The sequence below is a fragment of the Eubacterium callanderi genome (genome assembly GCF_900142645.1).
GTDB lineage: Bacteria > Bacillota > Clostridia > Eubacteriales > Eubacteriaceae > Eubacterium > Eubacterium callanderi.
Genome location: NZ_FRBP01000009.1, coordinates 1 through 22147 on the forward strand (window position 1 = coordinate 1; position 22147 = coordinate 22147).

Annotated in this window: 24 protein-coding genes and 1 riboswitch; of the genes, 21 read left to right on the plus strand and 3 right to left on the minus strand. The window is 48.9% G+C overall.

The genetic code is table 11. The features are described 5' to 3' along the window. Positions 1–12: 12 nt before the first annotated feature. From BUC22_RS12960 to BUC22_RS12975, 4 genes are all read left to right on the plus strand, one after another. The gene (locus tag BUC22_RS12960; protein WP_278286331.1) at positions 13–162 is read left to right on the plus strand and encodes a phage holin family protein; all 150 of its coding nucleotides are present in this window, start codon (positions 13–15) and stop codon (positions 160–162) included. Then, positions 162–1142, plus strand: coding sequence for a GH25 family lysozyme (locus BUC22_RS12965; RefSeq protein WP_073383074.1), 981 nt, complete (start codon positions 162–164; stop codon positions 1140–1142). The genes BUC22_RS12960 and BUC22_RS12965 overlap by 1 nt, the downstream gene beginning before the upstream one ends. An 82-nt stretch (positions 1143–1224) precedes the next feature. Then, the gene (locus BUC22_RS12970; RefSeq protein WP_073383076.1) at positions 1225–1998 is read left to right on the plus strand and encodes a hypothetical protein; all 774 of its coding nucleotides are present in this window, start codon (positions 1225–1227) and stop codon (positions 1996–1998) included. 215 nt (positions 1999–2213) lie between these two features. Beyond that, the gene (locus BUC22_RS12975; RefSeq protein ID WP_073383078.1) at positions 2214–2516 is read left to right on the plus strand and encodes a hypothetical protein; all 303 of its coding nucleotides are present in this window, start codon (positions 2214–2216) and stop codon (positions 2514–2516) included. Positions 2517–2678: 162 nt separating this feature from the next. Here BUC22_RS12975 and BUC22_RS12980 read toward each other — a convergent pair whose 3' ends face one another. Then, positions 2679–3677: a GGGtGRT protein gene (locus BUC22_RS12980; protein WP_013379081.1), complete on the minus strand. Its 999-nt coding sequence runs from the start codon at positions 3675–3677 to the stop codon at positions 2679–2681. Positions 3678–3688: 11 nt separating this feature from the next. Beyond that, positions 3689–4381, minus strand: a complete 693-nt coding sequence (locus BUC22_RS12985) for an iron-sulfur cluster assembly scaffold protein (protein WP_013379082.1) — start codon at positions 4379–4381, stop codon at positions 3689–3691. A 321-nt stretch (positions 4382–4702) separates the two neighbouring features. On the opposite strand from BUC22_RS12985, the gene BUC22_RS12990 reads away from it, so the two are divergent. The 17 genes from BUC22_RS12990 (at position 4703) to BUC22_RS13070 (ending at position 21101) form a co-directional block, all read left to right on the plus strand. Beyond that, positions 4703–6226 (plus strand): DUF2284 domain-containing protein, encoded by a 1524-nt coding sequence (locus BUC22_RS12990; protein ID WP_013379083.1) that lies wholly within the window; start codon positions 4703–4705, stop codon positions 6224–6226. Positions 6227–6243: 17 nt separating this feature from the next. Beyond that, entirely contained in the window at positions 6244–6798 is a 555-nt protein-coding gene (locus BUC22_RS12995; RefSeq protein ID WP_013379084.1) for a cysteine hydrolase family protein, read from the plus strand. A gap of 19 nt (positions 6799–6817) precedes the next feature. Further along, positions 6818–7570: an MTAP family purine nucleoside phosphorylase gene (locus BUC22_RS13000; RefSeq protein ID WP_013379085.1), complete on the plus strand. Its 753-nt coding sequence runs from the start codon at positions 6818–6820 to the stop codon at positions 7568–7570. A 58-nt stretch (positions 7571–7628) separates the two neighbouring features. Continuing rightward, entirely contained in the window at positions 7629–8663 is a 1035-nt protein-coding gene (mtnA, locus tag BUC22_RS13005) for an S-methyl-5-thioribose-1-phosphate isomerase (RefSeq protein WP_013379086.1), read from the plus strand. A 9-nt stretch (positions 8664–8672) separates the two neighbouring features. Continuing rightward, positions 8673–9455, plus strand: coding sequence for a sugar phosphate isomerase/epimerase family protein (locus tag BUC22_RS13010; RefSeq protein ID WP_073383081.1), 783 nt, complete (start codon positions 8673–8675; stop codon positions 9453–9455). Positions 9456–9467: 12 nt separating this feature from the next. Further along, positions 9468–9661, plus strand: a riboswitch (cobalamin riboswitch). A gap of 107 nt (positions 9662–9768) precedes the next feature. Beyond that, positions 9769–10719, plus strand: coding sequence for an ABC transporter substrate-binding protein (locus BUC22_RS13015; RefSeq protein ID WP_013379088.1), 951 nt, complete (start codon positions 9769–9771; stop codon positions 10717–10719). Between the two features lie 70 nt (positions 10720–10789). Next, positions 10790–11824 (plus strand): FecCD family ABC transporter permease, encoded by a 1035-nt coding sequence (locus BUC22_RS13020; protein ID WP_013379089.1) that lies wholly within the window; start codon positions 10790–10792, stop codon positions 11822–11824. Beyond that, on the plus strand, positions 11824–13074 hold the full coding sequence (locus tag BUC22_RS13025; protein WP_013379090.1) for an ABC transporter ATP-binding protein: 1251 nt from the start codon (positions 11824–11826) through the stop codon (positions 13072–13074). Before BUC22_RS13020 ends, BUC22_RS13025 begins: the two co-directional genes overlap by 1 nt. A 27-nt stretch (positions 13075–13101) precedes the next feature. Then, on the plus strand, positions 13102–14490 hold the full coding sequence (locus BUC22_RS13030; RefSeq protein ID WP_013379091.1) for a cobyrinic acid a,c-diamide synthase CobB: 1389 nt from the start codon (positions 13102–13104) through the stop codon (positions 14488–14490). Then, entirely contained in the window at positions 14471–15349 is an 879-nt protein-coding gene (locus BUC22_RS13035; RefSeq protein ID WP_013379092.1) for a GHMP family kinase ATP-binding protein, read from the plus strand. The genes BUC22_RS13030 and BUC22_RS13035 overlap by 20 nt, the downstream gene beginning before the upstream one ends. 72 nt (positions 15350–15421) lie before the next feature. Then, the gene (locus tag BUC22_RS13040; protein ID WP_013379093.1) at positions 15422–16063 is read left to right on the plus strand and encodes a precorrin-8X methylmutase; all 642 of its coding nucleotides are present in this window, start codon (positions 15422–15424) and stop codon (positions 16061–16063) included. 8 nt (positions 16064–16071) lie between these two features. Beyond that, entirely contained in the window at positions 16072–16791 is a 720-nt protein-coding gene (gene cobI / locus BUC22_RS13045) for a precorrin-2 C(20)-methyltransferase (protein WP_013379094.1), read from the plus strand. 88 nt (positions 16792–16879) lie between these two features. Then, entirely contained in the window at positions 16880–18007 is a 1128-nt protein-coding gene (cbiD, locus tag BUC22_RS13050) for a cobalt-precorrin-5B (C(1))-methyltransferase CbiD (protein WP_013379095.1), read from the plus strand. Beyond that, positions 17995–18621, plus strand: a complete 627-nt coding sequence (gene cbiE / locus BUC22_RS13055) for a precorrin-6y C5,15-methyltransferase (decarboxylating) subunit CbiE (RefSeq protein ID WP_013379096.1) — start codon at positions 17995–17997, stop codon at positions 18619–18621. The genes cbiD and cbiE overlap by 13 nt, the downstream gene beginning before the upstream one ends. Further along, positions 18614–19192 carry a precorrin-6Y C5,15-methyltransferase (decarboxylating) subunit CbiT gene (gene cbiT / locus BUC22_RS13060; protein WP_013379097.1) on the plus strand — a complete coding sequence of 193 codons (579 nt, stop codon included), beginning with the start codon at positions 18614–18616 and terminating at the stop codon, positions 19190–19192. The genes cbiE and cbiT overlap by 8 nt, the downstream gene beginning before the upstream one ends. A gap of 161 nt (positions 19193–19353) precedes the next feature. Continuing rightward, positions 19354–20655 carry a phenylacetate--CoA ligase family protein gene (locus BUC22_RS13065; protein ID WP_013379098.1) on the plus strand — a complete coding sequence of 434 codons (1302 nt, stop codon included), beginning with the start codon at positions 19354–19356 and terminating at the stop codon, positions 20653–20655. A 14-nt stretch (positions 20656–20669) separates the two neighbouring features. Further along, on the plus strand, positions 20670–21101 hold the full coding sequence (locus BUC22_RS13070; RefSeq protein WP_013379099.1) for an acetolactate synthase: 432 nt from the start codon (positions 20670–20672) through the stop codon (positions 21099–21101). Between the two features lie 63 nt (positions 21102–21164). On the opposite strand, the gene fba is transcribed toward BUC22_RS13070, so the two are convergent. After that, positions 21165–22034, minus strand: coding sequence for a class II fructose-1,6-bisphosphate aldolase (gene fba / locus BUC22_RS13075; RefSeq protein ID WP_013379100.1), 870 nt, complete (start codon positions 22032–22034; stop codon positions 21165–21167). Positions 22035–22147: the final 113 nt, after the last annotated feature.

The following is a 22147-nucleotide window of genomic DNA, read 5'->3' on the forward strand; positions in this document are numbered from 1 at the left end:
GTCCGGGACGCGGTGGTAATCGCGTACTGCGTGAATGAAATGTTGAGCATTGTGGAAAATATGGGCTTGATGGGTGTTCCGATTCCAGAAGCCATCACAAAGGCCATTGAGATTTTAAAAAAGAAGTCTGAAACAGAAGATAAAAATGGAGGTAAGGAATAATGTTAAACGGAATTGATATCAGTGCATGGCAAAGAGGCATTGACGCCGCATCGGTGCCATCCGATTTTGTGATCGTTAAGGCAACCCAGGGGCTTGACTACATCAACGATGACTGTGACCGGGCGTACCAGCAGGCCAAAGCGGCCGGAAAGAAGCTGGGCGTGTACCACTTCTCGGACGGGAACAGCTCCGGGGTAGCCGAAGCGGATTTCTTTATTGATAATATCCAGGGCTACATCGGTGAAGCGATTCTGGTTTTGGACTGGGAAACCGATGCCGTCAACTGCGGCCCCGGCTATGCCAAGGCGTTTCTAGACAGAGTACAGGCCAGAACAGGCATTAAACCCATGATCTACATGACCGGCTCCGTGGTCAACGAATGGGATTGGAGCGCGGTCGTCGCCGGGGATTATGGCTTATGGGTGGCTTACTACAGCAAAGACAGCTGTGATGGCTACTGGCCGGACGCGCCGATGTACCCGATCAGTGATTGGGCTGGTGCGGCGATGCTCCAATATACTTCTGGCGGTTACCTGCCGGGGTGGGGTGACCGGTTAGACTTGAACGTGTTCTACGGCGATCACGCCGCTTGGGATGCCTACGCGGGTGGTGGAACGGGTGTAACGCCACAACCACAGCCTACACCGACACCAGAAGCACAGGAGAACGCTCAGAATACGGGCACCTATATTGTACAGAGTGGAGATACCCTGTCTGCTATTGCGGACCGATATGGAACCACCTACCAGCATCTGGCAGCCATCAACGGTATCGCTGATCCAGACCTGATCTATCCCGGCGATGTGATCGTAATTGATGGGGTGGCATTTGGCAGCGGGCAGACGTACACGATCCAGAGTGGTGATACTTTGTCGGATATTGCTGGAAGGTTTGGTACGAGTGTTGCACATCTAGCTGCGTTGAATGGGATTGAAAACCCGGATTTGATTTATGCTGGGGATACAATCAGAATTAATTAGTATTAGAAGGTCAGTCTTTTAGGCTGGCCTCTTTTTTTGTTTTTTGGTATAATAGCTTTATTAATAAAACAAGGGGTTATTGATGGACAATTCGAAAAGCGCATTAATCAAAATGTTCATTTTATTATTCTCACTAGGTTTATCATGTATATTTGCAATACAAAAACTTGAGTTTGCACTTTTACCTCCAGTTTTACTGCCGCTTTTAACATGGGTGGGAGAAAAAACGGTGGATATTTTCGTAGACAGCCAAGCTTATAGAATATTGCCACTAAAGAAGCCGGTCATTGATAGAATACTTTTAAATACATCTTCCTTATGCAGTGTCAACGGCGAAAGAGACGTTCGTTATGGGTTTAATTCTGCTGGAGGAACAATCAATAAACTTTCATTTAATATATTTAATAGAGAATCATCTGCAATGTTGATAAAAGAGGTCGCTTTTAGCGTCAAATCATACGAAGATATTGAATCTATTAGTACATTAAGAAGCAAGTGCCAAGGAGGGTATATTGATCCAGTATATTATAGTGTGGAAGAAGATGTACTGGCTGATAAAAAGACATATATAGGAATTTTATGCGAAGAAAATAAAGGGAAAATCTATAGAAGCACGAAAGAGGTTAGAATAGATCCAAATGGAGCTGAATTTATGCATATTAACTTCAAAGTGGCAAATCCAGGAGTATATGTTGTCTGCGTTAACATTAAATATATAATAAGAGGTAAAGAAGATGTTGTCGAATCACCGAGCAATAAATTTGCGATTATATCAAACGCAATATTGGGTGAAGTAGGTATGGAAATGGAAAGTTTAGGATTTTGGTCGAAGGAGAAAGGGATAGTTAAATATTAGTTTATATTAGTATAATATTTAAATATTTTATTTTTGGGTATAAATATTCTCGAACACACATACCTCTTGCTTTTTAAAATACAAATTATTCTCCCCAACTAGCTTTTCCTTTTTTAGAGCTCTCGGTCTTCGGATCGGGAGTTTTATTTTTTTATTGCAAAAATAAAACAAAAGTTCTATAATATAAATACAAACGTTCTTTATGAGGTGATACTATGCGGCGAAAATATGGCAATGCAAAGGTCGATTTGGTAAAGATTAAGGGGAAATACATCCCTTGTGCTTTTCATGTCGAGAAAGAGGTATTTATAATTGAGGAGATTTTAAGCATCCGGAAGGGTATGGTAAAGTGTGGAACCCCGGGACTGCGGTATTTCGTGAAAACGCAGGGGAAAGAAACAGAACTACTTTTCGATAATACCGAAAAAAGTTGGACTGTCATTATACACGATCCACAGGTGTACGGAGAAACCGATGGGCCTCAGCGCGTCCTTGAAGAGCTGAAATATTTAAACTGAGAAACTACAAAAGCCGCCCCGAAAAAGGACGGCTTAATTTGTGTCTTAAGTGTGTGTCTTGCGCGTGTCTTATTTGTGTCTTATCATGTCATTTTTACTTATTTTTACTTATTCTTAAAATTGTTGAAACCCGCATAGACACGTGGTTTAGCTGTTTTGGGATTATTTCATGGCTTCCTCGATGGCAACTGCAACCGATACGGTAGCGCCAACCATTGGGTTGTTACCCATGCCGATCAGACCCATCATTTCAACGTGGGCTGGAACGGAGGAGGAACCGGCAAACTGAGCGTCGGAGTGCATACGTCCCATGGTATCGGTCATACCGTAGGAAGCCGGGCCAGCTGCCATGTTATCCGGGTGGAGTGTACGCCCTGTACCGCCGCCGGAAGCAACAGAGAAGTATTTTTTACCCTGTTCAAGGGCTTCTTTTTTATAAGTGCCGGCAACCGGATGCTGGAAACGGGTCGGGTTGGTGGAGTTCCCAGTGATGGAAACATTCACGCCTTCATGGTGCATGATGGCAACACCTTCCTGAACGTCGTTAGAGCCGTAGCAGTTAACCGCGGCGCGTTCACCGTCTGAATAAGCGGTCTTTTCCACGATGTTAAGGGTACCAGTCGCATAGTCATAATCGGTTTTTACATAGGTAAAACCATTGATGCGGGCAATAATCAGAGCCGCGTCTTTGCCCAGGCCGTTTAAGATAACGCGCAATGGTTTTTTACGAACCTTATTGGCGTTTCTGGCAATCCCGATAGCACCTTCGGCAGCCGCGAAGGATTCGTGGCCAGCCAGGAAAGCAAAGCAGTCAGTTTCTTCACGCAGCAGCATCGCCCCCAGGTTACCATGGCCTAAACCAACCTTACGCTGTTCAGCAACAGAGCCTGGAATACAGAAAGCCTGTAAGCCCTCTCCGACGATTTCAGCCGCGTCAGCCGCTGTTTTTGCACCGCGTTTGATGGCCAGTGCGGCGCCGAGTGTATAAGCCCAGCAGGCATTTTCAAAACAAATTGGCTGAATACCCTTTACGATACCTGCAACGTCAATGCCTTTTTCATCGCAGATGGCCTTTGCTTCTTCTAAAGAGGCAATGCCGTTTGCTTTTAAGACTTCATTGATTTTGTCGATTCTTCTTTCATAACTTTCAAATAATGGCATCTCAGAACCTCCTATTCGTTTCTCGGATCGATGTACTTAGCAGCACCATCGAACTGTCCATACTGGCCGGAAGCTGCGTCCATGGCTTCTTTCGGGTCCATGCCCTTTTTGATGTTTTCCATCATTTTGCCAAGCTGTACGAAAGCGTAACCGATGATTTCGTCTTTTTCGTTTAAGGCGACTTTTGTGACGTAACCTTCTGCCATTTCCAGGTAACGCGGGCCTTTGGCCAGTGTACCGTACATAGTACCAACCTGGCTTCTCAAGCCTTTACCCAGGTCTTCAAGGCCAGCACCGACCGGAAGACCATCTTCAGAGAAAGCTGTCTGAGTACGGCCATAAACGATCTGTAAAAACAGCTCGCGCATAGCGGTGTTGATGGCGTCGCAGACAAGGTCCGTATTCAGGGCTTCAAGAATTGTTTTACCCGGCAGGATTTCAGATGCCATGGCGGCAGAGTGGGTCATACCAGAGCAGCCGATGGTTTCAATCAGGGCTTCCTGAATAATACCGTCTTTTACATTTAAGGTTAATTTACAGGCACCCTGCTGAGGGGCGCACCAGCCTACACCGTGTGTTAAACCGGAAATGTCTTTAACTTCTTTTGCCTGTACCCATCTGCCTTCTTCAGGGATTGGGGCACAGCCGTGGTTTGCATTGCTGGCTACACAGCACATACTATTTACTTCATGAGAATATTCCATTCGCTAAACTCCCTTCAAATTTTTCCTACAGCTATTATAATATGGGCGTCTCAAAAAAAATATGGTAATTTTTTGTCATTTTGTATTTTTTGTCCCGCTGGGACAAAAATGTAGAAAATGAAAACGGCTAATAGAGTAAAATTTAGCCATTCTTAGAAAATTGAACTTTTTTTGTGAAAAGTTATCTGTAATAGACAAAAAGTTGGGTTGATGTTCGTTTAAAGGTAAGGTACAATGAATCTAAATGTAAATTTGCTAAAATTTACCCGAACGTTGTGTTTAGTGAGATGAAATTTTGTATAGATGAAAAGAGGTAATGGGATGGATTATATTCACAAATTTAGCATCGGTCCGGTAGAAATGGACAAAATGCTCGAAGAGTATCATCAACTGCGAAAAACCCGCCGCTACTGCGCGGCATGTCCCAACTACAACAAATATTGGTCCTGCCCGGACTACGCCTTCGATGAGGCTTTGTTTTTAAAGGAATTTAAGTATATGTACCTGATTGCCCGGGAATACGAAATTCCACGGGAAGACCGCCAGAAAATCTTTGGTATTCAGCCTGTGGCCGAATACTGCAAGCAGGTTATGCAGGCCATGAAGGTTGAATCTTGGAAAGATCTTCTGGACCTGGAGGCAGAATTTCCGGGAACACTGTCCTTAATGCCGGGCAACTGCCATGTCTGCGACATTTCTGGAGAAGGCTGCGCAAAGCCAAAAGGACAGAAATGCCGCCATCCAGAGCTCATGCGGTTCTCGCTCGAGTCCCTGGGCTTTGACGTGGACGCCATCTGCAAGTATGAAATTGGCGTACTCCTGCTCTGGCCAAAGGAAGGTCATCTGCCCGAAAAACTATGCGCAGTGATGGCTCTTATGAGCAATGAGAAGATCCCGATGGATGCCATCAAGGCCCATTTTCCAGATGCCCAAAAGAGCTGGCTGCGTTTTTCGGACACAGCGCCTGAGGCACGGAATGAGGTGCGCCCAAGCGTTAAGCGCCAGGAAAGCTGGCTCGACAATATGAAAAAGCAGAACCAGGAAAAGGCAGAAGATCCTGCCTACAAGCCTCAAAAGAGCTGGATAGGCTTTAAAAGCGAAGCTTTAGACAGCGGCGACTATGTCAAAGAGCGCCCCTGGCGGGAGGAAGAGCCCGAGGCGATTCCGGCAGCTCCTGAAGAAACCGTCGCTTTTTCAGAGGAAATGATTGAGTCCAGTGCGGAGACCGAACCGGCGGTGGAACCGGAAACCAATGTGCCGGAGCCGCCAGCTCAGCCAGAGGCGGTTTCAGAGGACGAAGAAGATTCCAAATACAAATGGCTCGGTTTTAAACGGAGTGTTGAGGAAGCGGAAGAGGAATTAAAAAAGCGTCCAATTCCCAAATTTAATATTCCTGAGGAAGAAGAAAAGCCTGAAGAAAGCGCTGCTGAGGCAACACAGCCAGAAGCGGGAGTGCCGGCGGCAGAGACAGTGCCGGAGATTATAGAACCACCGACGGCCGAACCAGAGCCTGTACAGACAGCACCAGAGCCTCAGCCGGAACCAGCGCCAGAACCACCAGTTCCAGAGCCTGTTGAGGAAGAAATTGAACTGCTGGACGCCTCCAGTGTGGCCAATGTGCTTAGTGCCGCCATTGAAATCGCCAAGGATGTTGTCGGCGACGACTTTATCCCTGGGGAAGCCCCGGTATTTAACGAGTCTGCGCCCGCTCCGCAGACCACAGCCGCAGAGCCGGCGCAGGCCGATGAGGAGGATGACTCCAAATATAAATGGCTGGGCTTTAAAGCCACGAATCTGGACGAGGATGACGGCTTGAAAAAGGGCGGCTGGAAGAAAAATTATTAAGCTGAAGGAGTGGTCATATGAATCCAGCACTCATTCTGATTGATTATACCTATGATTTTGTGGCGCCTGACGGTAAGCTGACCGCCGGGGCGCCTGCCCAGGCCATTGATGAAAATCTGGCAGCCGCCATCGGTGAAACCATTGAGGCGGGCGGCATGGTCTTTGTGGTGAATGACCTGCATTTGGAAAACGACGGGAGCCACCCCGAAACCGCGCTGTTTCCGCCCCACAACCTTTTGGGGAGTCCGGGCAGAGCGGTGTATGGAAAAACCGCTGAAAAGCTGCGGGCGTACCAGACACTTGAAAACAGACAGGTTTTCTATATGGATAAGTTCCGCTATTCGGCCTTTGCCGGGACAGCGCTGGATATCCTGCTCAGGCAGAACCATATCCAGAAGCTGGAGCTGGCCGGTGTGTGCACAGACATCTGTGTACTGCACACTGCCATCAGCGCTTATAATCTGGGTTATGAGGTCACGGTTCACAAAAACCGTGTGGCAAGCTTTAATGCCGAGGGCCACAAATGGGCCCTGGAGCATTTTAAGTCATCACTGGGATTTACAGTAGTATAAAGAAACAAGGAGATAAGCAATGTTATATTATAAAGCAGATATCGGCGTGATTGGCGGTTCCGGCCTCTATGAGCTGTACCCGGACGTTAAAAAAATTGATGTGGATACACCCTACGGCAAAACCTCCGATGCCATCAGCCTGGTAACCGTCGGGGACAAAAAGGTTGCTTTTATGCCAAGACACGGAAAGGACCATACCCTGAACCCGTCCGAAATTAATTACCGGGCCAACATCGACGCTTTTGCCCAGCTGGGAATCCGGGCATTGATCTCACCCTGCTGCGTAGGTTCGCTGCGTCCGGAAATCGCACCTGGCGATTTTGTCGTCACAGACCAGTTCATTAATATGACCTCGGGCCGCAAGGATACCTTTAACGAATCCCCCAATGTGGTGCACCTGAGCTCGGCAGATCCTTACGATCCTGGTCTTCGTCAGATTGCCCTCGAGGAAGCGGAAAAACTGGGGATCAAAACCCATGACGGCGGCACCGTTGTGGTGGTTAACGGCCCGCGCTTCTCGACCCGTGCCGAAAGCCGCATGTTTGCCATGATGGGCGCAGATGTCGTCAATATGACCCAGTATCCCGAGGGTTACCTGTGTCTGGAAAAGGGGATTCCAGTTGTCAACATTGCTCTGATAACCGACTATGACGCTGGTCTCGAGGGCCGCCCGGACATCAAGCCAGTGCAGGCCGAGGATGTAGTGCGTGTGCTCGAAGATAACAATGACCGGGTAAAACAGCTGATTTTTAAGATGATTGAACGAATATAGAAAAAGTTACCTCCCTTAACCAAGGGAGGCTTTTTCAGATATCGAGAAAGGAAGAACCATGAAACCTGTTTATTATGAAAACGGCGCTTTGAAAATGCTTGATCAGACGCTGCTGCCAACCGAGGAGGTAACGCACAGTTACACTGACTACCGTGAGATTGCAACAGCCATTGTGGATATGATTGTCCGCGGCGCGCCGGCCATTGGTGTTACCGCCGGATATGGCGTTTATTTCGGTGCCCTGGAATTTGAAGGACTGCCGCGGGAGGCTTTTTTAAAGGAAATGGAGACAGTCTGCCAGGTGCTCCGGGCAACACGGCCAACTGCAGTCAACCTGTTCTGGGCAGTGGACCGGATGGAAGGTGTGATCGAAAACAACGCGGAAAAAACACCGGCAGAGATCACAGCACTTCTGAAAACCGAGGCAGATGCCATTTGCAGTGAAGATATCCAGATGTGCCGGGATATGGGCGCATATGGCGCGGAGCTGATCCACCGAAAGGACACCATTCTGACCCACTGCAACGCCGGAGCCCTCGCTACAGCGGATTACGGGACAGCGCTCGGCGTTGTGCGCGCCGCCTGGGAGGCTGGTAAGGAGATTTCCGTCTATGCCGACGAGACAAGGCCTTTCCTGCAGGGAGCCCGCCTGACCGCCTATGAGCTTCACAAAGATGGTATTCCTGTTACACTGATCACCGACAATATGGCCGGCTGGATGATGAAACAGGGAAAAATCGACTGTGTGGTGGTGGGAGCAGACCGTATTGCCCGAAATGGTGATGTGGCCAATAAGATCGGAACCTACAGCGTCTCCATTCTGGCAAAGGCCCACGGTATTCCCTTTTATGTGGCAGCGCCAACCTCAACCATTGATTTTAATATGTGGTCCGGCGATGATATTGTCATTGAAGAAAGGGATACCCGGGAAATCAGCCATATCAAGGGGCAGCAGATTGCGCCGGACGGTGTGCGCATGGAAAACCCGGCCTTTGATGTTACCCCGCATCAGAATGTCACAGCGATCATCACAGAAAAGGGCGTCGTGTATCCGCCCTTTGACCTGAGCATACCCAGGCTTCAGGACAAATAGGGGAAGCTGATGAAATACAGTATGTTTTCGTGGTTTGGCTATTTCATGCCTTTTGAAGAGCGTATTGACGTGATCAAAGAAGCTGGCTTTGACGAGGTGATGATTTCCTGGGAGGACGAATGTGAGCCCTATTATCTGGAGAAGGAAAAATTCCCGGACATTGTGCGGAGCAAGGGGCTTGGGATCACCAACATTCACGCGCCTTTTATCGGCTATAACGATATCTGGGAAAAAGGACCTGCGGAAACCCGGGCGCTTTTAGACACCTTTGTCAGCTTTGTGCGGGACTGCCATATCTTTGAAATCCCGACGGTGGTGGTGCACACCAATGATCTGGATCTTGGTCCTTATAAATGGGAAAACGGGCTGGCCTTTTTTTCCGAGCTGGCGGAGGCCGGAGAGAAGTACAGTGTCAATATCGCCGTTGAAAATGTGTCGCGTCCGTTTTTGCTGAAGGGGCTGCTGGACGCCATCCATGCCGATCATTTTGGGATGTGCTATGACAGCTCCCATGACTATATGCTGCCCTGCGGCAGGGGAAGAATTCTGGAGGCATACAAGGACCGCATCAAGGCACTGCACCTGTCCGACAATGACCTGCGTATTGACAGGCATTGGATACCGGGCGAGGGGAAGATTCCCTTTGGCGAGGTCATGTCTGAGATCCTGAGTACGGGTGTGGATTTTATATCCTATGAGGTTATCGCGAATGACGAATGGAAAAAGCGGGAGCCCCTTGACTTCTGCCACGCAGTTCGGAACAGTCTGGATCTGAATAACAATAATTTCTAATTGCACAATTCGGGGATTTGTGCTAAACTTCAATTAATAACTTAATGATGCTGTTTTGTTAGAGGAAAGCGGTTGAAATCCGCTACAGCCCCCGCTACTGTAATTGCAGACAAGATCCTCATAGACCACTGTCAGGCGTATCCTGACGGGAAGGGAGGATGGAGAAGGAAGCAAGAGTCAGGACACTTGAAGCAAAGCAATATAATCACTTCGGAGGGAAGTAGAGGATTGTATATTATCATAATCCGGTCTCTCTCATGGGGCCGGTTTTCTTTGTTTTAAGCTGTTTTAAATTTATTTTATGGAGGGACCAATGAAAAAGAAAGTATTGAAAAGTTTGCTGATGGCTCTGGCCTGCGCGGCGCTTTTGCTTGGCGCGGCAGGTTGCGCTCAGAAAGGTCAGGAGGGCGGAGAAGTTTCCGGCGCAGTTACCGGAGAAACCGCTTATCCTGTCTCCATTACTGACGATTTGGGCAACAATGTAAAAATCGAAAAGGAACCTGCAAAGATCGTGTCCTTGTCGCCTGCGAATACAGAAATTCTGTTTGCGCTGGGTGTGGGAGACAAGGTTGTCGGACGGACCGATTACTGCAATTATCCTGAGGAAGCCGCTCAGGTAGCGGCCATTGGCGATTACAATAATCCCAATGTGGAAAAGATCATTTCCCTTGCCCCGGATGTTGTTCTGGCAGGTGATCTGATCAGCGACGATGTCCGCAGTCAGATTGAAGCCACCGGTGCGAAGGTCATCACCTTTACACCCATGTCTGTGGACGCGGTGGAAAGCACCATCATCAATACCGGCAAAGTGGTCAATGCCAATGACAAGGCTAAAGAAATCACAGACAGCATGACTAAGAAATACGATGAAATCAAGGAAAAGGCCGCGGCAGCCAATCCGCAGAAATCGGTCTTTATTGATATCGGCGGCTACTACAGCGCTGGGGACAACTCGCTGCTGGGTAACATGCTCAAGGATATCAATGCCAAGAACATTGCCTCCGATGCCGGCACAGACTGGCCGCAGCTGAGCGTTGAGCAGATCATCGCAAAGAATCCGGACGTCTATGTGTCTTTCTTCACCACACCGGATGAAATTAAGAAGGTACCGGGCTTTGACCAGGTCAATGCGGTTAAGAATGACGCCATTGTCTATTATGAAATGCTCTCTCCGGACAGCGACCTGATCCAGCGTCCGGGACCCCGCGTTGTGGATGGGCTGGAGCTGCTGGCTGCAGCCGTTTATCCGGATCAGTTTAAGTAGAAAAATTTCTCCGCAGGCAGGCATTTGCCGCCTGCGGAGGTTTTAAACAGACGGTTGAGGAAGAGGACGGATGAAAACAAAGTTGAAAAGATACGCGATGCCCTTATCCATTGTGGGGTGCCTGATCTTAATTTATTTATGCACCATTGTAGGCATTACCTCCATTCCTTTTGGCGAAGCCAACAGGATTTTACTGCACGAGGTTCTGCACCTGCCTGTTAATATGGAGGGAATATCCGCCGGTAATATTGCGATTATCTGGAATGTCCGGCTGCCAAGAGTCATTTTGGGCTTTCTGACAGGCGGAGCGCTGGCGGTCTGCGGCGCTGCCTACCAGGGGATTTTCAAAAACCCCATGGCAGACCCTTTTATTCTTGGGGTGTCCTCCGGCGCGGCGCTGGGCGCGTCCATCGGGATTGTCATGCACTTTTCAGCAGATTTTTTAGGATTAAACGGAACGGCTGTTTTAGCTTTTGCTGGTGCCTTTCTGGCGATCTTTTTAGTGTACAACATTTCAAAGGTCGGGAGAAAAGTGCCGGTCGCTTCCCTGCTGCTGAGCGGGATTGCCGTGAGTCAGTCGCTGACGGCTTTTATGTCCCTGCTCATGATTTTCAATGTCCAGAGTATGAATCAGATTATGTTCTGGACCATGGGCAGTCTGAACGGTAAGGGATGGGACCAGGTAATCACTGTTTTACCTTACGTTGTCATTGGCTGTCTGATCCTGTTCACAACCGTCCGGGAGCTGGATATTATGCTTCTCGGCGAGGATGCCGCCACACAGCTTGGGGTCAATACCGACCACCTGAAGAAAAAGGTGCTGGTAGTCTCCTCAGTAATCACCGCAGCGGTGGTTTCTGTGACAGGGATTATCGGTTTTGTCGGATTAGTGGTGCCGCACATTGTCCGGATTTTATCCGGCCCGAAGCATCGGATTCTGCTGCCCTTTTCACTGGTATTTGGTGGGACCTTCCTCATTATCTGTGATACGCTGGCCCGGACGGTTTCCTCACAGGAAATTCCGGTAGGAATCATCACCGCTGCCTTTGGCGGGCCTTTCTTTATTTACCTTTTGCGTAAATCGAAGAGAGGAGGCGCCCGTTAATGGAAGACTCTGTTATGTTGAAATTTGAAGGCGTTCATACCGGTTACGGCAGCAAAGAGGTGATCAAGGGCTTTACAGCAGATATCCATAAAGGCGAGTTTGTCGGCCTTATCGGCTCAAATGGTACCGGTAAATCCACACTGCTCAAATGCCTTTCTGGTCTTCTGCCCATCACAGGCGGCCGGATCGTAGTGGGCGGAAGGGATAACGCTGGTCTCAAGCAGCGCGAGCGCTCTCAGATGGTAGCAGTGGTACCGCAGTCCTTTGACATCGATTATGATTTTACAGCTGAGGACATTGTGCTCATGGGCCGAAATCCTTATCTGAGCTACAAGGATCGTGAGAGCGCCGAGGATTACCGGATTGTGGAGCAGGCCATGAAGATGACCAAAACCCTTGGCTTCAGAGGCCGCATGTTCAATGAACTGAGCGGCGGTGAGAAGCAGCGTGTGATCATCGCCCGGGCCATTGCCCAGGAGCCGGATATTATTCTGCTGGATGAGCCCACCTCTGCGCTGGATGTGCATCATCAGATTGAGGTCATGGAGCTGATCGACCAGCTCAATAAAAACGACCATATGACCGTAGTGGCTGTCCTTCACGATATTAACCTGGCGTCGCGCTACTGTGGGCGCCTGATCATGATTCAGGGAGGCCGGGTGGTGGCAGACGGGCCGCCGGCCGATGTGGTCATTGAGCGGAATCTGAAACAGCTTTACAATATGAAAATGCTGGTGCGGGAGAACGCGGTTTTTGAGAAACCGGAGATTGTGCCTATCCGTGTCCTGGAGGGCGAGGAGGCCCGGAATCCGCTGCATATCCATGTAATCTGCGGCGGCAGCGGGGCTTCAAAGGTCATTGAGGAGCTGGACGACATGGGACACCGTGTAACCGCGGGTGTCATCAATGAGGGCAGCGATGACTGGCTGGTCTGCAAATCGCTGAACCTCGATATTGTCGGGGAGCGGCCCTTTACCACCATTTCCATGGAAAAGCAGCAGGAAAATTTAAAACTGATGCAGGATGCAGACATCGTTCTGATCGCGGATGTGCCCTTTGGGCTTGGCAATGTCAATAATCTGGAAGGTCTGGAAACTTTGGATGCAGAGATTTACCTGCACGCAAACTGTCTGAATAATGATTTTACCGAGGGCAGGCTGAAAGCCTGTCTGAATAAGATACGCGAAAAGAAAACAGTGGTCGAAATCGGAGACCACGACGAGTTTCTGGAAATACTTCAGCAGCGTTAGAAATTGGGATACCTGGGAGATTGTGCTATGAATACTTTTATGCTGGCAGGAGTCAGCAGTAATGTTGGGAAAACAACCGTAACCATGGGGGTGATGGCAGCCCTGTGTAAAAGGAATTGTCCGGTTGTTCCCTTTAAAACCGGACCGGATTACATTGATCCGATGTTTCACACCTTTGTCACTGGAAAAAAATCTACCAATCTGGATACCTGGATGGTGGATCGGGAGACAATCCGGTCTTTGTTTTACCACAAGCTGTCGGTGGATTCGGTCGCTGTGATCGAAGGCGTCATGGGGCTCTATGACGGACACGGCCTGGAGACCGATGTGGGCAGCAGCGCTTACCTGTCAAAGGTTGTGGACGCGCCGGTCTTTTTGATTATTGACGGCCGGGGTATGTCCAAAAGCGCGGCGGCCATGGTAAAGGGCTATGTCGATTTTGACCCGGATACCCGGATTGCCGGCGTGATCATCAATAAGATCGCCTCGGAATCCCACTACCAGCTTTTAAAGGAAATGATTGAGACCTATACAGGAGTTCCCTGCGTGGGCTATTTTCCGAACTGCCCGGATATTGTTATGAACAGCCGGCATCTGGGCCTCATTCCAGTGGATGAGCTTCAGGGACTTCGGGAGCAGGTGGAAAAAGCAGCGGCGCTGGCAGAGGAACACATTGACCTCGATAAGATGCTTCTGCTCAGCCGGAGAGAAGCCATACCGCAGGTTCAGGAAGATCCGTTTGACGCCTGTGCAGGGCACTATGACGATCTGACCATAGGGTTTGCAAAGGACAAGGCATTCAGCTTTTATTATGAGGATAATTTCAATGCCCTCAGGAAGCTGGGGGTCAGGCTGGTGCCCTTCAGCCCTCTTGAGGATTGTGAACTGCCGCAAGGTCTGGACGCCCTGTATATCGGAGGAGGCTTTCCCGAAATGTTCGGAAGAGACCTTGAGAAGAATCAGGCTTTCAGGGAAAGCATCAGGGCGGCTTTAGAAAACGGCCTTCCCTGTTTTGCAGAATGCGGCGGTCTGATGTATCTGACAGAAAGTATGGAAATGCTTGACGGAGAAAAGTATCAGGCGGCGGGCTTTTTTAAGGCGGACACCAAAATGACCAGGCGGCTTCAGCGCTTTGGCTATATCGATATTGATACCGTGATTAACCATACGCCCATACATATTAAGGGGCATGAGTTCCATCGCAGCCTGGTGCATGAGAAGGAGCCGATCCCCACGCGTTACCAGATCACCAAGGGTGACCGTAAATGGACCTGCGGCTTCTGCAAGGGCAATACCCTTGCCGGGTACCCGCACATCCATTTTTACAGCAACCCGCAGTTTTTGCTGGCACTCCTTGATAAAGCCGAAGAAATCAAAAGGTTGGAGGAACAGGATAGTGAGAACAGTAACGGTTAAATCACCCGGCTCCTGCGGAGAATTTATCCAGGGAATTTATCAGGAACAGCCATGCCTTGTATCCTGTCCCGTCGATCTTTATTCCAATATCCGTATGGTGGAAGGGCCGGCTACCCGTATGCTCGATACCAAGGCGGTTCAGATGCTTGATCTGATCTTTTCAGAATACAGCATCCCCAGAGAGGAAAAGCATCATATTAATATCCAGATGTCCTCAGAAATTCCCATTGAAAAAGGCATGGCCAGCAGCACTGCGGATATCGCTGGGATTGCCATGGGGCTGAGCGCCTACTATGATCTGGGGCTCAGCGACAAAACCATTGCAGAGCTCTGTGTGTTTATCGAGCCGACCGATAATATCATGTTTGAACGGCTGAATCTTTTCAACCATGTGTGCGGCGATGTGCTCATAAATTTTGAGGCACAGCTTGAAGCGCAGATTCTGATTGTGGAGTTCAAGGGAGCCGTCAACACCATGAATTTTCATCGTCAGCAGGATGGCTATACGCGCGAGGAGGTCGATCGGTTTGAAGCGGTTCTGGACCTTTTTAAGCAGGGGCTGCAGGATAAAAACCTCGACGCCATTGGCCGTGCCTGCACCGAAAGCGCCCGGTTAAACCAGAAGATTTTATACAAGCCCCATCTTGAAGCGCTGGCGGCCCTGTCTGAGGCGTTCGGCGGTCATGGGGTCATCACCGGCCACAGCGGCACGGTGATCGGGGTGCTTTACAGCGAGGAGGCCTTTGACTACACTGCCTTTATGCAGCGATTTTTAAACGTTGTTCCCAAGCAGGATTACGACGCGCTGTTTTTGAAGAATATTATTCCCGGCGGCCTGAGGGTTTCCATAGAAAACTGAGCATGGCCTTTCTTTTAGACCACAGCCGGAGAAGCGGCGGATTTACCGCGCAAACAACGAAAGGAAAATTAAATGACAGCTTATATCAACAACCCGAAAGAAATTGAAAAGAGAAGCTTTGAAATTATTACCGAGGAGCTCGGCGGAAAGACCTTTCCGCCGGAGATCGCGGATATTGTAAAACGTGTGATTCACACCACCGCTGATTTTGAGTACGCAGACCTGATTGAATTTAAGAACAACGCGGTTGAGAGCGGACTGAAAGCCCTTGAGGCCGGCAAAAAAATCTATGCGGATACCAGCATGATCAAGGTTGCGGTTAACCGCAAAGCACTGGCAGACCATCAGCTCGAAATTGTCAACTACGTTCATGATGAGGATGTTGCAAAGGCCGCCAAGGAACGAGGGGTTACCCGCTCAACCGTAGGCATGGAAAAAGCCCTGGATGACGATTCGGTCGGTATTTTTGCCATTGGCAACGCGCCAACCGCGCTGTACAAGCTCATCGAATTTATCAAGACCGGAAAAGCAAAGCCGGATTTAATTGTAGGTGCGCCCATCGGCTTTGTGGGTGCGGCAGAATCCAAGGAAGCGCTCGACGAGCTGGACGCCCTGGGGGTCCCATACATTCGCATTAACGGCAGAAAGGGCGGAAGCCCAGTGGTTGCGGCGATTTTAAACGCCATGCTTTATAAATTAGGACGGGATTGGTAAGAGGAAGAATGAAAGGTATATTTTATGGTTTGGGCGTTGGCCCTGGAGATCCGGATTTACTGACAGTAAAGGCACACAAAATTCTGCAGTCGGCAGATGTGATCATCACACCGACTAAAAAAATGGGAAAACCAAGCATCGCATATCGTATTGTGGAAAGCCACATCACCGACCACACACGTGTTGTGGAGATGTCTTTTCCGATGATTTCCTTAAGCGCGGAGCGCGAAACCCTGGAAAAGCAGTGGAAGGAAAACGCAGATGAAATTGAAAAAATTCTGGAAGAAGGAAAAAGCGTTGTCTTTTTAACCCTTGGCGACCCAATGGTATTCAGTACCTATTCCTATGTGATGGAATACCTTCTGGAGCGGGGCGTCGAGGTGGTGACCCTTTCCGGCGTGCCGTCCTTCTGTAACCTGGCCGCGCAGATCAATGTTCCGCTGACCCAGGGTGAGGAATCACTGGGCATCGTGGCAATGACACAGCCCATTGAGGAAGTACAGCAGATTCTGGACGTGCACCGCAACATTGTTATTATGAAGGTGAGCGCGGACAACAAACGTCTGGCAGAGGAGCTGGAAAAACGCGGACTGGAAAATTCTTTTGTGCTGGTATCTAATATCGGTATGGAAAACCAGAGCATGATCCGTGATATTGAGGTGCTCAAAGGTGATATTCCTTATCTTTCTACCCTGCTGATCAAAAAGGATTATGACATCACATTATAAAAAGAGTTAAGAAAATGGAGGCCGATGCAGAAATCGGGGTGCCCGGGGCACAAACGGTGCTGCAAAGGCCTCTTTTAGCGAGGATAATATGCTGGAAAAATATATAGAAAAAGGCGGCAAGCGGCTGCGCTACGGCTATACAACAGGTTCCTGCGCCACAGCGGCGGCAAAGGGCGCGGTATCCATGCTGCTTAGCGGTCAGAAGCTGGAGAGCATCGGCATTGACACACCAAAGGGGTGGCCGCTGACCATCGAGCTGTTTGACTGTGAGATTGGTGATCAGTGGTCTTCCTGCTCAGTGATCAAGGATGGCGGCGACGATCCGGATATTACAAACGGCGTTAAAATTTTTGTGAAGGTGACCAAAAAGGCTGAGCCCGGTATTACTTTTAAAGGCGGCAGGGGCGTTGGGAAGGTTACCTTGAAAGGCCTGAGCCTGCCAGTGGGGGAACCGGCCATCAATCCGGTTCCGCGGGAGATGATCACCCGCGAAATTATGAAGGTTATGAAGGAATACGGGGCAGAAGGCGGCTATGAGGTAGAGGTCTCCATTCCAGACGGTGAGGTTCTTGCCGAAAGGACTTTTAACCCCAAGCTGGGTATTGTCGGAGGCTTGTCTATAGTGGGCACCTCCGGTATCGTTGAGCCCATGAGCGAGGATGCGCTCAAAGAATCCATGCGGCTGGAGCTCTCCATGCTCAAAGCAAAAGAAGTTGATGCGGTTATCTTTGTTCCGGGCAATTACGGCAAGGATTTTGTGGAGTCAATCCATTTGAATACAGAGGTGCTTGTGAAAACCAGCAATTTTATCGGCTTTATGCTTGAGGAAGCCGAGCGGATGGGCTTTAAAAAGATTCTCTTTGTCGGGCATTTGGGAAAACTGGTAAAGGTGGCAGGCGGCCTGTTCAACACGCACAGCGCAGTAGCTGACGGGCGGATGGAAATTCTGGCCGCTCACTGCGCACTTCTTGGCGGAAGCCAGGCATGTGTCGAAAAAATTATGAACAGTACCACCACCGATGAGGCGACGGACTACCTGCTGGAGGAAAAAATACCGGGATATTTTGATCATCTGGCCGAAGCGGTAAAAAGGCGCTGCGAGGCAAAGGTCTATGATAATATTGAAATTGAGACCATTATTTTTTCAAAGGCACATGGTCTTTTGGGTAAAAGCGCCGGGGCAAAGGATATGGTAAAAGCACTATGTATAAATTAAAAGTAATAAGCCTTGGGCCGGGACATCCTGATTATATTCTCCCCATCGCTAAGAAGGAAATCGCCGAGGCTGAGGTCATTTTATGCGGGGAACGGCACCTGGAAAGCTTTGACGCTGCCGATAAAGAGGTTATGATTATTGGCAGGGGAACGCCCCTGTCTGAGTTGATGCAGCGTGTGAAGGAATGCTATGCCGATCGGAAAACAGCCATTGTTGTGTCGGGTGACTGCGGCTTTTACAGTCTCTTAACCTACACGAAAAAGAGGATTCCATCAGAGGATATCGAAGCGGTCCCAGGGATATCCTCCTTACAGTATCTCTTTGCTAAAATCGGCATGACCTGGCAGGACGCAGAGATGATGAGCCTGCACGGCAGGGATCAGGATTTGCTGGATCGGGTCGCAACAGGAAACAAGGTTGGCATTCTGACAGACGGAGAGCATAATACAGCCTATATTGCCAAAATGTTGATGGAGAACAGGTATGGGGAAAAATTCCTCTATGTTGGGGAAGATCTCTCCTATTCAGATGAACGGATTACAAGATTAACAGTGGAGGAAGGCCTTGGCTTTAAGGAAAAAGGTATGGCCGTAGTGGTGATTGCAGATGAGTAGAGTAGCTGGTTATAAAGATGAAGATTACATCCGGGGAAAGGCCCCGATGACAAAGAGAGAGGTCCGTATTCTGACAATCTCTTTATTAGGCATTCAGGAAAAAGACGTCGTGGTAGACATTGGCGCCGGCACTGGCGGTCTGACTATGGAGGCGGCTTACGCGGCAAATGAGGGAAGGGTTTATGCGGTCGAAGCCAAAGACGCGGCGCTGGAGCTTGAAAAACAGAACATTGAAAAATTCGGTGCAGGCAATGTGACTATTATTCCTGGAAAAGCGCCGGCAGTGCTTGATGAAATCAAAGAAAAAGTTGATAAGGTGATTATCGGCGGTACCGGCGGACAGCTTGAGGCGGTTTTTATCTGGTGCAAGGAGCATTTAAACCCAGGCGGCAGGCTGGCAGCCAACTTTGTCACCATGGAAAACGCATCCCTGGCCACAACCCTGATGCGCAAGTACTTTACCGATGTGGACATGATCCAGGTGGGCGTCAGCCGGGGTGAGTTTATCGGCGGCCTCACCATGCTGAAAGCCTCCAACCCGATTTTTATTATTACCGGGAGTGTGGAATAGGTGCTGCTTCTTCGCCAAAAAGTATAAATTTTAATACACAGGAACAAAAGAATTTATGTTTACGGTGAAGCGCCAAAATGGTATGATATATTAAAGATTATTATTAATAAAGTATGCGGCAACGGCCGTCTGCTTAGAATAACAGAGAGGAATTGAAAATTATGGAGAATTATTTCCAGCCTGAAATCGAGTGTGCCTCACGGGAACAGATCCGGGCCTGGCAGGATGAACGTTTGGTGGAGACGGTTAAGCATGTTTATGAAAACGTCCCTTATTACAGAAATCTGATGGAAGAAAAAAATGTGACCCCTGACGATATCAAGGGTGTGGACGATTTACACAAGCTGCCGTTTTTGACAAAGGATGACCTGAGAGAGGCCTATCCTTATGGCCTTTTGGCAGAGCCGCTGGAAAACTGTGTGCGCATCCAGTCTACCAGTGGCACCACTGGACGCCGGGTCGTTGCTTTTTATACCCAGGATGACATTGACCTGTGGGATGAATGCTGCGCCCGTGCCATTGTGGCAGCCGGAGGAACCAAGGAAGACGTAGTGCATGTCTCCTACGGCTATGGCCTGTTTACTGGCGGCCCTGGCCTGAACGGCGGTTCTCACAAGGTGGGCTGCCTGACACTGCCGATGTCTTCGGGAAATACTGAACGCCAGATTCAGTTTATGCGGGATCTGGGCTCCACGATTCTCTGCTGTACGCCATCCTATGCCGCGTTCCTGGGCGAGACCATCTGTGAAATGGGCCTTCAGGATGAAATTAAGCTGAAAGCTGGTATCTTCGGCGCGGAAGCCTGGAGTGAGGAAATGCGCCAGGATATCCAGAACAAGCTCGGCATCAAAGCCTACGATATCTATGGTCTGACAGAAATTTCTGGACCGGGCGTATCCTTTGAATGCAGCGAACAGACCGGTATGCACATCAATGAGGACCACTTTATCGCAGAGATCATCGACCCGAATACCGGCGAGGTGCTGCCAGATGGCGAAAAGGGCGAGCTGGTATTCACGAGCATTACCAAAAAAGCATTCCCGCTGCTCCGCTACCGCACCCGTGACATCTGTGTTCTGAGCCGCGAAAAATGCTCCTGCGGAAGAACCCATGTCAAGATGACCAAGCCAATGGGCCGTAGCGATGATATGCTCATCGTAAAAGGCGTTAATGTATTCCCGTCTCAGATTGAGACAGTGCTCTTAAACAAGGGGTATCCGGCAAATTATCAGATCATTGTCAGCCGCGAAAACAACAGCGATAAGCTGGATGTTCAGGTTGAAATGACCCTTGAAATGTTCTCAGATAATCTGAGAGAGGTTTCAGCCAGAGAAAAAGAACTGGTAGACGCGCTCAAGGCCATGCTTGGTATCTATGCCAATGTTCAGCTGGTTGCGCCGAAGTCCATTACCCGCAGCGAAGGCAAGGCCGTTCGCGTCATTGATAAACGTAATCTATATTAAATGAGGTGTGAAAGATGACTATTAAACAGATTTCCGTATTTGTGGAAAACAAAGCTGGCCAGTTGTCGAACTTTGTGGATGTGCTGTCAGAAAACGATATTGACATGCGCGCCCTCTCCCTTGCCGAAACCAAGGATTTTGGCATTGTCCGCGTCATTGTGGATGATTCTTATAAAGCGTCGACAGTCCTCAAGGAGGCTGGTTACATCTTTAAGCTGACGCCAGTGCTGGCAGCGGCTGTGCCCGATGAACCGGGAGCGCTGAAAAATATTTTGAAGATTCTGGGCGACAGCAATATCAACCTGGAATACACCTATGCCTTTATTACCCGCAAAAAGGATCTGGCCTATATGATCTTGAGGGTTGAAGACAATGAAAAAGCCATTGAAGCGCTTTCCAGAAGCGGTGTGAAGCTGCTGACTCAGGAAGACCTCGAAGAGCTCTAAATCAAAGGAAATAAAAAACCGGGGCGTAACGAAAAGTTACGTCCCGGACTTTTTTTGCGCTGTTTAAGCGTCTGCCTTTCCGGTGGAACCGAAAAGATCCATTTTTACTTTTACAATATCTTTGATGGCCTGTGTGCCAGGTGCCAGTAATTTACGAGGATCAAAACCCTTGCCTTCAAGGTCTTTGCCGGCTTCAATGTATTTTCTGGTCGCTTCGGCAAATACAAGCTGGCATTCAGTGTTTACATTAATTTTTGCTACGCCTAAATCAATGGCTTTTCTGACCATTTCATCCGGAATACCGGTGCCACCGTGGAGAACAAGGGGCATATCGCCGGTTTTTTCCTGAATTTTAGCTAAAACGTCGAAGTTTAAGCCCTGCCAGTTTTCAGGATATTTTCCGTGGATATTACCGATTCCGGCAGCTAACATGGTGACGCCCAAATCAGCAATCTTTTTACATTCTTCAGGATCGGCGAATTCGCCAGTTCCGACAACGCCGTCTTCTTCACCGCCGATGGCGCCTACTTCTGCTTCCAGGGATAAGCCCTTGCCGCGGCAGATTTCAACCAGTTCCTTTGTTTTTTCGATGTTTTCATCAAAAGGCAGATGAGAACCATCAAACATGATGGATGAGAAGCCAGCTGCGATACAGGCTTTTGCGCCTTCGTAGCTGCCGTGGTCTAAATGAAGGGCAACCGGAACAGAGATATTTAATTCGTCCAGCATTCCGTTAACCATATTGGTGACTGTTTTGTAGCCGCACATATATTTTCCAGCACCTTCAGAAACCCCTAAGATAACAGGTGATCTCTGTTCATTGGCCGTCTGAAGAACCGCTTTGGTCCATTCAAGATTATTGATGTTGAACTGTCCCACACCATAATGGCCTGCTTTTGCTTTATTAAGCATTTCTTTTGCTGATACTAACATAATAGAATGATCCTCCTAAAATTTTGAGTTTAACTAACTGTTTAAATTATATATTAAGTGCAAAAAAGTCTCAAGACCCATACCAATTTTTCCAGTACGAAAACCCGGGTTAA

Coding starts and splice junctions, on each gene's coding strand:
- fba (WP_013379100.1), bottom strand. CDS start 22,034: ATGTTAGTATCAGCAAAAGAAATGCTTAATAAAGCAAAAGCAGGCCAT.
- BUC22_RS13030 (WP_013379091.1), top strand. CDS start 13,102: ATGAATACTTTTATGCTGGCAGGAGTCAGCAGTAATGTTGGGAAAACA.
- BUC22_RS12995 (WP_013379084.1), top strand. CDS start 6,244: ATGAATCCAGCACTCATTCTGATTGATTATACCTATGATTTTGTGGCG.
- BUC22_RS12980 (WP_013379081.1), bottom strand. CDS start 3,677: ATGCCATTATTTGAAAGTTATGAAAGAAGAATCGACAAAATCAATGAA.
- BUC22_RS13040 (WP_013379093.1), top strand. CDS start 15,422: ATGACAGCTTATATCAACAACCCGAAAGAAATTGAAAAGAGAAGCTTT.
- cbiD (WP_013379095.1), top strand. CDS start 16,880: ATGCTGGAAAAATATATAGAAAAAGGCGGCAAGCGGCTGCGCTACGGC.
- cbiE (WP_013379096.1), top strand. CDS start 17,995: ATGTATAAATTAAAAGTAATAAGCCTTGGGCCGGGACATCCTGATTAT.
- cobI (WP_013379094.1), top strand. CDS start 16,072: ATGAAAGGTATATTTTATGGTTTGGGCGTTGGCCCTGGAGATCCGGAT.
- BUC22_RS13015 (WP_013379088.1), top strand. CDS start 9,769: ATGAAAAAGAAAGTATTGAAAAGTTTGCTGATGGCTCTGGCCTGCGCG.
- BUC22_RS13070 (WP_013379099.1), top strand. CDS start 20,670: ATGACTATTAAACAGATTTCCGTATTTGTGGAAAACAAAGCTGGCCAG.
- BUC22_RS13000 (WP_013379085.1), top strand. CDS start 6,818: ATGTTATATTATAAAGCAGATATCGGCGTGATTGGCGGTTCCGGCCTC.
- cbiT (WP_013379097.1), top strand. CDS start 18,614: ATGAGTAGAGTAGCTGGTTATAAAGATGAAGATTACATCCGGGGAAAG.
- BUC22_RS12975 (WP_073383078.1), top strand. CDS start 2,214: ATGCGGCGAAAATATGGCAATGCAAAGGTCGATTTGGTAAAGATTAAG.
- BUC22_RS12990 (WP_013379083.1), top strand. CDS start 4,703: ATGGATTATATTCACAAATTTAGCATCGGTCCGGTAGAAATGGACAAA.
- BUC22_RS13025 (WP_013379090.1), top strand. CDS start 11,824: ATGGAAGACTCTGTTATGTTGAAATTTGAAGGCGTTCATACCGGTTAC.
- BUC22_RS12965 (WP_073383074.1), top strand. CDS start 162: ATGTTAAACGGAATTGATATCAGTGCATGGCAAAGAGGCATTGACGCC.
- BUC22_RS13065 (WP_013379098.1), top strand. CDS start 19,354: ATGGAGAATTATTTCCAGCCTGAAATCGAGTGTGCCTCACGGGAACAG.
- BUC22_RS13010 (WP_073383081.1), top strand. CDS start 8,673: ATGAAATACAGTATGTTTTCGTGGTTTGGCTATTTCATGCCTTTTGAA.
- mtnA (WP_013379086.1), top strand. CDS start 7,629: ATGAAACCTGTTTATTATGAAAACGGCGCTTTGAAAATGCTTGATCAG.
- BUC22_RS13020 (WP_013379089.1), top strand. CDS start 10,790: ATGAAAACAAAGTTGAAAAGATACGCGATGCCCTTATCCATTGTGGGG.
- BUC22_RS12985 (WP_013379082.1), bottom strand. CDS start 4,381: ATGGAATATTCTCATGAAGTAAATAGTATGTGCTGTGTAGCCAGCAAT.
- BUC22_RS12970 (WP_073383076.1), top strand. CDS start 1,225: ATGGACAATTCGAAAAGCGCATTAATCAAAATGTTCATTTTATTATTC.